This window comes from Priestia aryabhattai, from assembly GCF_023715685.1.
In the GTDB taxonomy this organism is placed as follows: Bacteria; Bacillota; Bacilli; order Bacillales; family Bacillaceae_H; genus Priestia; species Priestia aryabhattai_B.
Window position 1 is genome coordinate 48744 of sequence record NZ_JAMBOQ010000006.1, and the last position, 12704, is coordinate 61447.

Below are 12704 nucleotides of genomic sequence, written 5' to 3' on the forward strand. Positions count from 1 at the left end.
AACCCCTACTGAATATCCGGTAGGGGTTTTTGAGCAAGAGGTGATTTGGTTAAACTAACACGTAAAATGAACAGAAGGGACGGGCATCATGGAAAAACAGGATCAAAATTTAAAAAAAGGTCTGTTGCCTCGTCATGTGCAGCTCATTGCACTTGCCGGTATGATTGGGACAGGCATTTTTAAAGGTAGCGCTGATACGCTGGGTATTGCAGGACCAAGTGTTGTACTTGCGTATTTATTTGGCGGCCTTATCTTATTTATTGTAATGACAGCATTGGCGGAGATGGCAATTGTCTATCCGAATATGAATGTACAAAATTTAGTGCATAAGGCATTCGGTACGCAAACTTCTTTTATTGTAGGATGGCTTTACTGGGTGAACTGGATTGTCGTGACAGTTGTTGAACTGCTTGCGGGAGGAAGCTTTTTGAAGTTTTGGTTCCCTTCTGTACCTCTTTGGCTCTTAAGCTTTCTCTGTGCAGTGTTGATTGTAGGAATGAATTTATTTCAAGTGAAATATTACGGAGAAATTGAGTTTTGGTTTGCCGGTATTAAAGTAATTGCTCTTACCGCTTTTATCATCTTGGGAGCTTTCATTTTATTCGGTGTGATTCCAAGCGATGTGCAAAACCCTTGGGCAAACTATACGGCTCATGGAGGATTTTTCCCTCACGGCATGAGCGGTGTGCTGAGTGCCTTTTTAATTGTGATGTTCTCTTATGGTGGAGCTGAACTAATTGGTGTGGCCGTAACGGAAACAAAAAATGTAAAAAATGTGCTACCGAAAGTGATCAAAGGCACAGTATGGCGAGTAATTGGCTTTTATATTTTGCCTATTTTAATTATTTGCGGCCTTATGCCTTGGAATTCTGTATCAGGGCAAGACAGTCCGTTTGTGCAAGTGTTTAGTATCACCGGACTGCCGGGTGCGGCTCATATTATGAACTTCGTTTTATTGACGGCCGTTTTATCAGCAGCGAATTCAGGGATGTATGCAACTTCGCGTACGCTCTATGCTATGGCTCAAAGCGGAGAAGCATCAAAGCGCTTCTTAAAAGTTTCGAAAAACGGTATTCCGATTAATGGTTTGATGATTACAGCTGTTTGTATTTTAATGGGTGTGTTTTTAGCCTATAAAACACCAGATAATGTAATTAGTTATTTAATGACTATTCCTGGCTTCACGATTATTCTCATTTGGGTGAGCATTTGTTTAGCTCAATTAAAGCTCCGTAAAGGGTATAAAGAAAAGCCATTTTTCGCATTAAAGTGGTTCCCTTATACAACGCTCTTTGCAACAGCAGCACTGCTTGTTATTTTTGTATCGTTTATGTTTAATAAAAACAATGTGATTGGATCAAGCGTATGTGCGGTTATCTTAGTCGTACTCCTTATTTTTTCATTTATTAATAAAAGTCGAAAAGAAAAAAAGTTTGAAGTATAGCAAAAAGGCAATATACTAGAAAGACGAGGGTAAAAGCTTGTCTTTCTTTTTTTGTGGAAATTTCTGCATCACGTTACATATTTCTAGATGAAATGTTTAGTTAAATAAATAAAGGATGAGGACTACAATGGAATCAAATAATGTATTAACAACAAACCCAAAGAAGAAATCAAAGCACTTAGCCACGATTTCTTTGGCGATTATGGGAGTGGGCTTCGTTGCCACAATGCCTTTTGGTGATTCAATTTGGGGTCGGTTGCTTCAAGGTGGATTCGAAGCTGGATTAGTCGGTGGATTAGCGGATTGGTTTGCCGTTACGGCTCTTTTTCGTCACCCTTTAGGCATTCCTATTCCACATACTGCGCTGCTTCCTAAAAACAGGAAGCGTATTACAAGAGGGTTAGTCTCAACGCTTGAAAATGACTGGCTGTCAAAGGAAAGTATTCAAGAAAAAGTGAAAAGAATTGCGTTTACAAAACGTTTGCTTCCGATTGTTCGAAAAGGTGTTCATTCGGAAACTATTCAAAAAAAAGGAACAGCACTGCTTGTTGATGCGATTAATCGTGTGGATACAGCTAAAGTAGTTCCTATTATTGAAAAAGAGCTCAAATCATCGCTTTCAGCAATAGAGTTAAAACCTATTGTACATTCGATTGTCGGAGAAGTGGTCAAAAATCAGTATGATGAAAAAGCGCTCGATGTTCTTTTAAATAAAGGAGAGAGCTGGATTAAAAAAGAAGAGACACAATATCAGCTTGGAAGTATTGCTAAAAATGCGCTGGACAATATTGAACTTGATGGTATTTTACAATTTGCTCTCAAATCATTTCAAAGCATGATTAACGAAGAGAAGCTAGGGTCTATTTTGCAAAATTTATTGCTTTCCATTACAGGACGTCTTCGTAATGAAGATGATGAATATCGTCTTGCTTTGGTAAATGGAATTAGAAAAGAGCTGCAATGCTTGGAGCAGAATGAAGAGCTTCTTGAAAAATTAGAAGCATGGAAACAGAAATCAATTAATGAATTAAATGTAACGAATAAATTAACAGAAATCGCCGATAAAATGAAAACGAAAATGACGGCATTCATTGAAAGCCCTGAATTTATGAAAAGCTACGCCGTTCCTTACGTAGAAGGCTGGCTGAATGCTCTTGAAGCGGATGCACAGCGTCAAGAAGCAATTGATACTGCTATTCAAAAGCAAATCATGAGCTTTGTAGACGATAATCATTCGAAAATTGGACAGCTGGTTCAAGAAAACTTAGACAAATTAGATGATGAAACACTTGTGGATATGATGGAAAACAATGTCGGAAAAGATTTGCAGTGGATTCGAGTGAACGGAGCTCTATGTGGATTTTTGATCGGTATTTTGTTAACGGTTATTAAATTAGCAGTATAAGAAAAAGCACGCTCCAAAAGGAGCGTGCTTTTTTTATTAATCATCTATTTCTACACTGATTACGTTGCCATTTTGGGCATCTACTGAAACAGTTGCTTCACGTTTATCGACTGTGTCAATTTCAATTTCGTATACTAAACGGTTGTTTTCTTGGTGTAGATCCGTTTCATCAACGGTTCCTTTAGCACTTTTTAAAGCTGTTTTGATTGCTTGATCTAATGGAATAGCAGGGGAAGCGTTTTGAAGCTTTTCTTCTTTCTCATCATCATCATCGTCTTTTTGCTCTTCATCAAATTCAATAATTTTACCGCTGCTGCTGTCAATGTCTACATCATATTCTTTATTACCTTTTGTGATCTCTATTTCATATTGCTTAACGCCGTCATCTACGGCTAATTGGATATGTGTAATGTCACCGCCGTCTGTTTTTTGAAGGGCGATGTCTTTTGCCTTTGCTTCTTCGATCGTTGTTTGCGTCTTGTCATTGCTTTTAGACTGATCTGTCATGGCATATGCGCTTGCACCTAATCCACCGACTAATACTACACTGGCTAAAACGGTTGTAATAACTTTCATATGTTATGGCCTCCTCGATTTGTTGTTAAGACTATCTTAGCCAATGAACTTTAAAGGAAAAGAAGAAGAAGTTTAAAATTTTCTTAGAAATAAATAAAAGTGGATAAGAAAAAAGCACAGCTTTCCGCTGTACCTTTTAATCATCGTCATTTTCATAGGTGATGGAATCTACATGTCCAGAGTAAGCATTTATCATCACTTTAGCTTCTCTTGTTTTAGACTGATCAATTTCGACTTCGTAGAAGGTTTGGCCTTCTTCCTCTTCTATTTCAACTGAGGAAAATGTTCCTTTTACTTTTTGTAAAGCAATATCTCTTGCTTGTTCCATTGAAATGAGAGGCTCGTCGGATGTAGGAGAAACTGGTGGTTGCTTCCTCTTTTTTTGCTCTTCTTCTGTATTATTTTTAGTCTGAGTAGATGTTTGTTTCTCTACTTTTTGTTTGATTAATGACTGAACTTCTCCATTTTCTCCATTTACTGTGATGTGGTATGGAATATCATCTTTAAGCAAAGTGATTCGATAAATCGGTTCATCATCTTTTTGAGAAAAGCTTGCATTTTCAATAGTACCGCCATATTTCTGCTGAATCATACGGCTGACGTCAGATTCGGATAAAATTGTATCAGGCCGATTCACTGCTTTTGCTATTCCGTAAAAGCAAGCTGAACCAACAGCAAGAAAGATAAGTATAAAAAGCACCGTTTTCTTCATACATTCACCTCCAGTATCATGAAAAGTAGTATAACAGTCAATTCTTAAAAATCTCTAAGAAAAGGTGAGAAATCAAAGAGGAAAGCAAACCGTTACTGATGTCCCTTTTCCTTCTTGGCTGCTAATCTCAATACGCCCGTTATGGGCTTCTACAATCTTTCGAGCAATGGATAACCCGAGTCCAGAACCACCGGTTTCTCGATTTCTTGCTTTATCTACGCGAAAAAAACGTTCGTACACGTTTGACAAGTCTTCTTTTGGAATACCAATTCCTTGATCTGTGACGGTAATCATAAAGCTTTCGTTTCTTGTTATGATTACTTCTACAGCTCTTTCACTATATTTAATGGCATTATCTAAGAGAATGTACAACAGCTGCTTTAACCGTTTTTCATCGGCTGTTACGATTGGGTGATCAGTTTTTACATTTAAATAAATGGTTCGTTCAAAGGCTTGTTCTAGATGCTTGATTGTTTGTGTACAGACGGCCGCCGCATCTACGGGTTCCATTTGAAGTTCCCACTGCGATTCATCTTTCGCGAGCACAAGCATTTGAGACGTAAGCTGTTTCATGCGCAAAGACTCAGAGTGAATGGCTTCGATGGCTTCTTCTAAAATATCTGGCCGCTTCATTCCCCAGCGTTTTAGCATATTGGCATAGCTTTCTACCACGGTAAGGGGTGTTTTTAATTCATGAGAAGCATCCGATACGAACTGTTCTTGCTTTTTATAGTTTTCCTCTAATAAATCCATCATATTATTGAAGGTATTGGCCATTTGATCTAACTCATCTTTAGAAGAAGACGATCGTTCGATTTTTTTGAACGTGCGGGACACTTGAATTTCTTCCATAGTTTGAATAAGAGATTTGATAGGCCGCAAAATAATTTTACTTAAAAGCCGCCCAGCAAATATGGTTGGAATTAATATAACAAGAGAGGCGATGAGCAAGATAAATTTTAATGTCTGCAGAGATTGCTCCACGTCTGCGAGTTGTTCCGTGACTTCCAAAGAAACGACTTCACCGCTCGTCCAAATGACGGGAGTATGTGAGATTGCGTATAGATGGCCGTCATCTTCTTTGATGGTTGTTTGTTCATTTGAATAATAGGAATAAGGTAAGTCTTCAAGCTCTTTCGTTTGATCAGTAACCGATACAACTAAAGGACTGCCGGATTTAGGTAAAATACGAATCATTCCGTTAGGAGGCAAATAGGCACGAAGCAAATTGGCTTGTTTAACCGTCGTACTCGTTTGTTTTAACCCATTCGTTACGTTGCTTGTTTCCGCTTGCAAACGCTCAATCGCATTGTCTTCCATTGTCTTCTTGAAAATAAAGTAAATCGAACTGTTTGCAATCACTAGCAGAATAAAAAGCAGCGCAGTTGATGTAAGGATAATCTTTGTTTGTAGTTTCATAAGCTACTCCTTAAGCATATAGCCAACGCCGCGCACTGTTTGAATGTAAGGAGTTGAAAATGGAGCATCAATCTTTTTACGTAAATAACGAATGTATACGTATACAATATTTGTGTCTCCATAATAATCAAATCCCCATACGTTTGTAAGAAGCTGTTCAAAGCTCAGCACTTGATTTTTGTTTTGAAGCATATAAACAAGCAAATCATATTCTTTAGGAGTCAGCTCAATAGCTTCATTTTCGCGCGTGACTTCTCGTGTTTTTTCGTTAACAACTAAATTGCCTAGTTGCAGAGTGGACGTTTCTTGTTCAGCAGGCGATGTTGATGCAGGATGGCGAAGCCATACGCGAATGCGAGCAAAAAGTTCTTCAATTTGAAAAGGCTTTGTAATGTAGTCGTTCGCTCCTAAATCTAGTCCACTTACCTTATCAGGAAGGGCGTCTCGAGCCGTTAATAAGATAACGGGCGTTTGATCATCATTTGCTCGAATGCGACGCAGTACTTCAAGCCCGCTTAATTCAGGAAGCATCACATCTAAAAGCAGCAAATCCCAATCGTGTTCTTGAAACTTTCCCAATCCTTCTGTTCCTGTATAAGCCATGCCCGTTTCGTACCCTTCATGTTCAAGCTCTAGCTGAATTAAACGAGCAATTTTGCGCTCATCTTCTACAATTAAAATCTTGCCTTTACTCAACAAAAATTCCCCCTTGTGTCTATGTATAGTTGCGTACATTATAGCACGGAGAGGGTCGGGGTGTATAAAAACAGCCGGAGGTTAGTCCGGCTGTTGATCTGCTGAAAGAGGAAGGTGCAAGATAATGGCAGTGCCTTCGTGAAGAGTAGATCTTACTTCGATATGGCCTTTATGAAGTTCACAAATAGCTTTTGCGATGCTCATGCCAAGTCCAGCACCCTCTGTTTTTTCTGTTGTATTTGTGCCGCGGTAATAGCGGTCAAATAAATTTTTCTGCGTGTCTTCATCCATTCCAATCCCATCATCTTGAATCGTAATCAAGACGTGGTCATTTTTTATTGCAGTCGAAATTGTAATAGTGGTGTTCTCAGGGTTATGCTTAATAGCATTAAAAATTAAATTATCAAGCATTCGTTCAAACCAGCGTGGATCAGCTTGAATAAAAGGTTGGAGATGAACGGGCATATAAGAGAAATGAACATCTTCAATGGTTCTATCGTTAACGAATTTTAAAACAATATGCTGAAGTAATCGATGCACGTCCACTCTTTTTGTTTCTAAGACAACCACATTATTTTTAAGCTTAAAGGCCAATGAAAAATCTTCTACAAGCTCCACCATGTATTCACTTTTATCACGCAGCGTTTGGCCAATTTCTTTTAACTCTTCTTCGTTCCAATTGTAATGGCCGCTTTCAAGCATATGGCCATATCCATGAATCGTCGAAAGAGGTGTCCGCAAATCATGTGATATCCCCGTCATCCATTCTTCACGAGTGGATTCTAGCTGCTTTCGTTCTTTTTCAGCTAAACTAAGCTGCTCCGCCATCTCATAAAAGGCTTTGATTACTTCTGAGTACAAGCGATATTGAAAACGTACTTTTCCATTCTTCCGAAAGACGCGTTTCCGCTCTTTTTCTGTTAGCACTTCTGAATAATTCCCGCTTCCCATTCGCCCGAGCCAGCTGGTGAAGAGAAGTAAGGGCCCGCCATAGCGAAAAGCGTTCCAGATGGAGAAAGCGATGGTGGCTAAAAGAACAGAAACAGCCACGATGATTGAGATAATCCAGGCTTTTCGAATAATAGATTCATCAGTTAGAATCTGGTGATTGTTAGGAGTGTAAAAAACCCATGAAATTTTCTTCTTTGAGTCATGGAATACAGTAGCCATTGAATCATATTTATCTTGTTCAATTTTTCGGGAAATAATTTCTAAAGGGTCGTAACGTGTTTTTTCTTTGGGCATTCTAATCGAAGCTAAGATATCACCTTTATCATTTAAAATTTGAAGCGAAGCATCTTTTTCTTTTAATGCCTTTTTGATAAGAGAGATATCTCTTTTTTGAGGCACACTTTCTTTATTATATTTAGCATACAAAGCATATAGCTGTTCTTTTAAATCACTTTTATAGCCCAAAATATAATAAGTAGGTGTAGTCAAAAAGGTATCAAGTTCTGTTACTACATTATAGCCTCTAAATTTTTTATTTTTATCCATTTCTAATAATTCTGAAATGCCGTATTGGTGGGGTAAGTCTTTTGGTGAGTTAATTTCTCCAATTACTTTTCCATGCTTGTTCAGTACTTGATACCATAGTCCTTCCTTTTTAAGTTGTTTTGCTAAATCGTCTGAAACGGTTGCTTTTCCATCTTCAACTGTTATGTCCGCGGTTAACACGCTAAGTGATCCAGAGGGCAAGTCTCTTTTTATATCTTGCTTTGTAAGGTAATAGCCTAAAAACATTAAAGCGCAAAAAAGAACGCAGCAAACACATACAATAACCGCAATAAACTGAAATGAAAAATGAAAGGTCAATCTTCTTTTAATTGATTTCATAGTGCTTTTCCGTTCACTAATTTATATCCAAGACCTCGTACAGTAACTAAATGTTTTGGGTTGCTAGGATTATCTTCAATTCGTTCTCGAATTCTTCGAATATGCACGGTTACCGTATTGTCGTCTACAAACTGGTTATATCCCCAGACCGCTTCAAGCAGCTGTGATTTAGAAAGAACAATATTCATATTTTTGCAAAAGTGAAGAAGCAGCAAAAACACTTGTGCGGGGCAAGGAACCGCTTGACCGTCCACAATGAGTTCTCCAGCAGATTCATCTAAGATAAAACGATCAAACTCATAGCGATTAGAAGGCTGTGATTCCATTTTTACAGGGTTTTTTTCGGTCAGCGTTTGCTTTCTGCGCAGTCGTGCTTTAATTCGTGCCGCAATCTCTAAAGGATTAAACGGTTTGGTTACGTAGTCGTCTCCGCCCATAGCAAACCCCGTTAGCACATCTAAGTCAGATACTTTAGCTGTAATGAATAAAATATACGCGTTTGAGAGCTCGCGAATTTTAGGACAGATATCAAACCCGCTTTGATCAGGAAGCATTACGTCCAATAAAATAATATCAATCGTTTGATTGTTTAAAACATTTAGCGCTTCTTGAGCGGTGTGAGCTCTATAAATTTGGTTGAATCCTTCTTTTTTTAATACTGTCTCCAGCATTTTGACGATGGCAATTTCATCATCAACTAGCAATATAGACGCACCTTCCAATATAAACCACCTCTGTTTCATTTCATACGTATTCGATTTTAGCATAAGAACATTACAAAAAGATTAACAAAATTGGAAAATGTTAAGGAAAAGATAATCTCCCGGTTATTTTCCTGAAAACTTCATTTCATATACTAAATGTACAGACACGTAGTAAAGGAGTTAAAAGGATGAGTAATGATTTTAGGCGGGTTAAAGTAATTGATAGTATGAGAGGGTTTAGCTTGTTTGGTATTTTACTAGCGAATATGCTGATTTTTCAATATGGCATTTACGGAAAGGATATGATTCATCTTTTTTCGCTATCACCAAGTGATTCAGCAGCCTATACCTTTTTAAAAGTCGCGGTAGAAGAAAGCTTTATGCCCATTTTTACTTTTTTATTTGGCTATTCAATGGTAAAGATGAAAGAAAGCTTAGAAAGAAGGCAGCTAGGAGTAAAAAGGCATTTCTTTCGCCGCTTTCTTCTGCTTCTAGGGTTTGGCATACTGCATGGCGTGTTTTTATGGGAAGGAGATATTCTTACGTTTTACGGAATGATGGGGGTATTTTTATTACTTTTCTTTTTAAACCGTAAAGCCAAAACACTGTTGGTGTGGGCATCGATTTTGCTGATTCTTACAGGAGCAGCTGGGTACGGTTCATTAAACGATAACATGTATCTTCTTAGTGATAAACAAACGCTTACGACATATGTAAAAGATACGATTCATGTGTATGGAAGTGGAACTTATGAACAAATTAAAGATTACCGCAACAATGTTGACCCGATGAATATGGCGGGATATAAATTTGCTTTTGCCTTCTTGTTTACACCATTTATAATGGGCGCTTTGTTTTTATTTGGTATGTACGCAGGGAAGAAAAAGTGGTTTTACGATGTTTCAGCTAATCAAAAACAGTATGGCCACTGGGCGGCCGCACTGATTCCACTGAGCTTACTGTTAAAAGGAACTATGTACGTGTGGCCAGATGCTAATTGGGCTGGCTCTACAAATATGTTAGGGGGAAGTCTCCTATCTCTTGGTTATATTGCAGGATTTGCTTGGCTATATGCGAAATGTGAACAGTCATTTTTGATGAAGGCTTTTGAAAGCGTAGGAAGAATATCACTTAGCAATTATTTAATGCAAACGGTTATATGCACGACGATTTTTTATGGCTATGGATTAGGTTATTTCGGAAAGCTCGGCATGATTGCAGGAATTTTTGTCTGCATAGGTATTTACGGAATTCAGCTTATCGGCAGTTATATGTACGTGCAAAAATTTAAAACTGGACCGGTGGAAAAGCTACTGCGCATGTGGACAAATTTTTCTTGGAGTGGAAAGCCAAAAGAGAAAAAAGCTTTACCGGCAGAAGTGAATCATCCTTTTGTTGGGTGATCGGGATTAAACTTATGTATAAAGGAGATTTTCAAAATGTGGGCCATTAGTGTAAAAGAGTTTCAAAGCTTATTTAAAAGTATTAAATCAATTATTGTTATTTTAGTAGTATGCGGTGCTTCCTATGGAATAGCTTATGTAGTTAGTCAATTTGGAGGTCAATTGACAAGTGCACAGATTCAAGATGGAGCCAATGGGGGAATTTTGCTAATGCTTCTCGGGTTTGGACCTTTATTTATTTCAAGTCTTTCTCATAATGTTATTAATCAAGAAATTAAAGCAAGAACAGCCAGGTTTTTAGTTACAAAAACATCAAGAGAACGTATTGTACTAGGGAAATTCTTGGGGGGGGTGTTGTTTCTGGCTTGTTTGTATCTCTATTTCATTTCTACTGATTGCGTTTATTTCGCATCATTTTTCTTTTTTTATATTTTTAGAGTGTCTACTATTCACTGTGTGTATGATTTCATTTGTATTAATGCTTTCAGCTTTGATGCCAAATCCAACTCATACCATGTTTTTATCGCTTATTTTATCGCTTGTTTTACCGGTACTGAGTGAATGGAGCATGTTTTCATCAAAAGAATATATTGCATGGTTTAAGTATGTGACACCCTACTACTATTTAGAGCTGGAGAAAGGCTATCTAACAGTTCTCTTTATTTTTGCAGCATTTTGTTTATGTACGGCACTTTGGAGTTTTAAAAGGAGAGAAGTATAACATGTATGCCATTGAAACAAGTAAATTAACTAAAAAGTATGGATCTAAAACAGTTGTTAACAGTATTAATTTACAAGTCCCACAAGGAGAAATTTACGGGTTTTTAGGAAGAAACGGAGCAGGAAAGTCTACATTTATTAATATGCTTACCGGCGTTTCATTTCCTTCAGCAGGAGAATTTACGCTGCTGGGACAGAGTGATATTGATTTAGAGCTTCAGAAGAAAATAGGCGTTCTTCCTGACTATGCCAACTTTTACGATGAGATGACAGCGCTCAATCACCTGCGCTATTTTGTAAAGATAAACGGCCATCGCTTTTCCAATGAACACTGTAGTAATATACTGAAGAAAGTAGGCTTAGAAGGACATGAGCATCAGAAAGTTGGAAATTTTTCATTTGGAATGAAAAAGAAGTTAGGAATTGCTCAAGCAATTGTAACAGACCCAGATATTATCTTTTTAGATGAACCAACTTCTGGAGTAGATGTTGAATCTGCTCTTCACATTCATGAACTAATAAGAGAACTTAAAGGTCAAGGCAAGACGATTTTTATGACGTCTCATAATTTAAATGAAGTCGAGAAGATTTGTACACGTGTAGCGATTATGAAAAATGGCGTCATTTTAATAGAAGGTACAATGGAAGAGCTCCGCTTTCAATATCAAGCGAAAAAAACGGTGATTATCAAACATGATCCTTATCCAAACAGCCACAAAGAATATATTCAACAGTTTTTCCGTACGTTGAGTCCCGAAGTTGAATACCATCACACGTACACAAAAGTGATGCTTCAAAAAGAAAGAAATATCCCTCTTATTATTCGCGAATTGATTCAATGCGGCATCGACATTTATCAAGTTCACGTAGAAGAACCTTCTTTGGAAGAAATCTTTTTGCAAAAAAATGTTGTGGATCACTCACAAGTAAGTTGATGAGCGAAAGCCTATTGATTTACTATTCGGCCTTTTATCAGCAAGAGTTAAGAAAATAAGTAAGAAATTAAAATACGTTATTTATAAATACCAGTTAGGAAGCTTCTGACAAAATCATGTTCATTTTCTCAAGAAACTGATAAGATAGCTAATGACATTTAAAAATAAGAAAGGATTTCGATTATGTTATCAGCTATTAATTCAGTAGATTATACCATTTTCCACGCGGTGAATCAGTATGCCTCGCATGTGAAGTTTGTAGATTCGCTGATGGTATTCTTTGCAGATTATGCCCAGTATGTACTTATCGTTTTACTCGGCTTGTTTTTACTTATTAATAAAAACGGCAGCCGTGTTATAGCATTTCAAGCCTTATGTGCTTGTGCCACAGGAGTCTTTATCAATAAAGTGATTAGTTTATTTGCTTATCGAGATCGTCCGTTTATCTCTCACCACGTGAATCAGCTTATTGATCACGCCGCGAATTCTTCATTTCCAAGCGATCATGCTACATCTGCATTAGTTATCACTTTTACCATTTGGCTGCACTTCAAGCGTTCAGGGCGCATGTGGGTTGTAATGGGTGCACTCATTGCATTTTCACGCGTATGGGTAGGTGTTCACTATCCATTCGATGTATTAACAGGAGCCATTTTAGGCTGCGTGTTGGCGTTATTTATTCATTATGTTATTTTTAATACGAAACTGATGAGGGCTATTACCAACCTGTCTATTTTTCGAAAATCAGCTTATGACGAACAGTCTCAATATTATTAAGAAAAAGTCGCAAATATGCGGCTTTTTTTATTGGGGAATTTTTAATGCATTTAATACTTGTTTTTTAAAATTGAATT

Annotated in this window: 12 protein-coding genes; 6 read left to right on the forward strand and 6 right to left on the reverse strand. The window is 37.5% G+C overall.

Annotated features, from left to right (window positions below; translation table 11 throughout):
• Window positions 1-88 precede the first annotated feature (88 nt).
• Both M3225_RS23120 and M3225_RS23125 read left to right on the forward strand, forming a co-directional pair.
• Window positions 89-1444 (forward strand): amino acid permease, encoded by a 1356-nt coding sequence (locus M3225_RS23120; RefSeq protein ID WP_251398106.1) that lies wholly within the window; start codon window positions 89-91, stop codon window positions 1442-1444.
• Window positions 1445-1571: 127 nt separating this feature from the next.
• On the forward strand, window positions 1572-2849 hold the full coding sequence (locus tag M3225_RS23125; RefSeq protein WP_251398109.1) for a DUF445 domain-containing protein: 1278 nt from the start codon (window positions 1572-1574) through the stop codon (window positions 2847-2849).
• A 36-nt stretch (window positions 2850-2885) separates the two neighbouring features.
• On the opposite strand, the gene M3225_RS23130 is transcribed toward M3225_RS23125, so the two are convergent.
• The 6 genes from M3225_RS23130 to M3225_RS23155 form a co-directional block, all read right to left on the reverse strand.
• The gene (locus M3225_RS23130) at window positions 2886-3425 is read right to left on the reverse strand and encodes a PepSY domain-containing protein (protein ID WP_251398112.1); all 540 of its coding nucleotides are present in this window, start codon (window positions 3423-3425) and stop codon (window positions 2886-2888) included.
• Window positions 3426-3561: 136 nt separating this feature from the next.
• A complete protein-coding gene (locus tag M3225_RS23135) occupies window positions 3562-4137 on the reverse strand; it encodes a PepSY domain-containing protein (RefSeq protein WP_251398115.1) in 576 nt (191 codons plus the stop codon).
• A gap of 72 nt (window positions 4138-4209) precedes the next feature.
• Window positions 4210-5556, reverse strand: coding sequence for a HAMP domain-containing sensor histidine kinase (locus M3225_RS23140; protein WP_251398118.1), 1347 nt, complete (start codon window positions 5554-5556; stop codon window positions 4210-4212).
• A 3-nt stretch (window positions 5557-5559) separates the two neighbouring features.
• A complete protein-coding gene (locus M3225_RS23145; protein WP_285885936.1) occupies window positions 5560-6291 on the reverse strand; it encodes a response regulator transcription factor in 732 nt (243 codons plus the stop codon).
• 42 nt (window positions 6292-6333) lie between these two features.
• Window positions 6334-8088 carry a sensor histidine kinase gene (locus M3225_RS23150; protein ID WP_251398124.1) on the reverse strand — a complete coding sequence of 585 codons (1755 nt, stop codon included), beginning with the start codon at window positions 8086-8088 and terminating at the stop codon, window positions 6334-6336.
• Window positions 8085-8810 carry a response regulator transcription factor gene (locus M3225_RS23155; protein ID WP_251398127.1) on the reverse strand — a complete coding sequence of 242 codons (726 nt, stop codon included), beginning with the start codon at window positions 8808-8810 and terminating at the stop codon, window positions 8085-8087. Before M3225_RS23155 ends, M3225_RS23150 begins: the two co-directional genes overlap by 4 nt.
• A gap of 170 nt (window positions 8811-8980) precedes the next feature.
• On the opposite strand from M3225_RS23155, the gene M3225_RS23160 reads away from it, so the two are divergent.
• From M3225_RS23160 to M3225_RS23175, 4 genes are all read left to right on the forward strand, one after another.
• Window positions 8981-10195: a DUF418 domain-containing protein gene (locus M3225_RS23160; RefSeq protein WP_251398129.1), complete on the forward strand. Its 1215-nt coding sequence runs from the start codon at window positions 8981-8983 to the stop codon at window positions 10193-10195.
• 36 nt (window positions 10196-10231) lie between these two features.
• The gene (locus M3225_RS23165; RefSeq protein ID WP_251398131.1) at window positions 10232-10756 is read left to right on the forward strand and encodes an ABC transporter permease; all 525 of its coding nucleotides are present in this window, start codon (window positions 10232-10234) and stop codon (window positions 10754-10756) included.
• Window positions 10757-10917: 161 nt separating this feature from the next.
• On the forward strand, window positions 10918-11850 hold the full coding sequence (locus M3225_RS23170) for an ABC transporter ATP-binding protein (RefSeq protein WP_251398133.1): 933 nt from the start codon (window positions 10918-10920) through the stop codon (window positions 11848-11850).
• A gap of 183 nt (window positions 11851-12033) precedes the next feature.
• The gene (locus M3225_RS23175) at window positions 12034-12627 is read left to right on the forward strand and encodes an undecaprenyl-diphosphatase (protein ID WP_251398135.1); all 594 of its coding nucleotides are present in this window, start codon (window positions 12034-12036) and stop codon (window positions 12625-12627) included.
• The last annotated feature ends 77 nt before the right edge of the window (window positions 12628-12704 follow it).

Bases quoted from the DNA above. Each gene is read 5' to 3' on its own strand.
- M3225_RS23120 (WP_251398106.1), top strand. From the start codon at position 89: ATGGAAAAACAGGATCAAAATTTAAAAAAAGGTCTGTTGCCTCGTCAT.
- M3225_RS23125 (WP_251398109.1), top strand. From the start codon at position 1,572: ATGGAATCAAATAATGTATTAACAACAAACCCAAAGAAGAAATCAAAG.
- M3225_RS23130 (WP_251398112.1), bottom strand. From the start codon at position 3,425: ATGAAAGTTATTACAACCGTTTTAGCCAGTGTAGTATTAGTCGGTGGA.
- M3225_RS23135 (WP_251398115.1), bottom strand. From the start codon at position 4,137: ATGAAGAAAACGGTGCTTTTTATACTTATCTTTCTTGCTGTTGGTTCA.
- M3225_RS23140 (WP_251398118.1), bottom strand. From the start codon at position 5,556: ATGAAACTACAAACAAAGATTATCCTTACATCAACTGCGCTGCTTTTT.
- M3225_RS23145 (WP_285885936.1), bottom strand. From the start codon at position 6,291: ATGTACGCAACTATACATAGACACAAGGGGGAATTTTTGTTGAGTAAA.
- M3225_RS23150 (WP_251398124.1), bottom strand. From the start codon at position 8,088: ATGAAATCAATTAAAAGAAGATTGACCTTTCATTTTTCATTTCAGTTT.
- M3225_RS23160 (WP_251398129.1), top strand. From the start codon at position 8,981: ATGAGTAATGATTTTAGGCGGGTTAAAGTAATTGATAGTATGAGAGGG.
- M3225_RS23165 (WP_251398131.1), top strand. From the start codon at position 10,232: ATGTGGGCCATTAGTGTAAAAGAGTTTCAAAGCTTATTTAAAAGTATT.
- M3225_RS23170 (WP_251398133.1), top strand. From the start codon at position 10,918: ATGTATGCCATTGAAACAAGTAAATTAACTAAAAAGTATGGATCTAAA.
- M3225_RS23175 (WP_251398135.1), top strand. From the start codon at position 12,034: ATGTTATCAGCTATTAATTCAGTAGATTATACCATTTTCCACGCGGTG.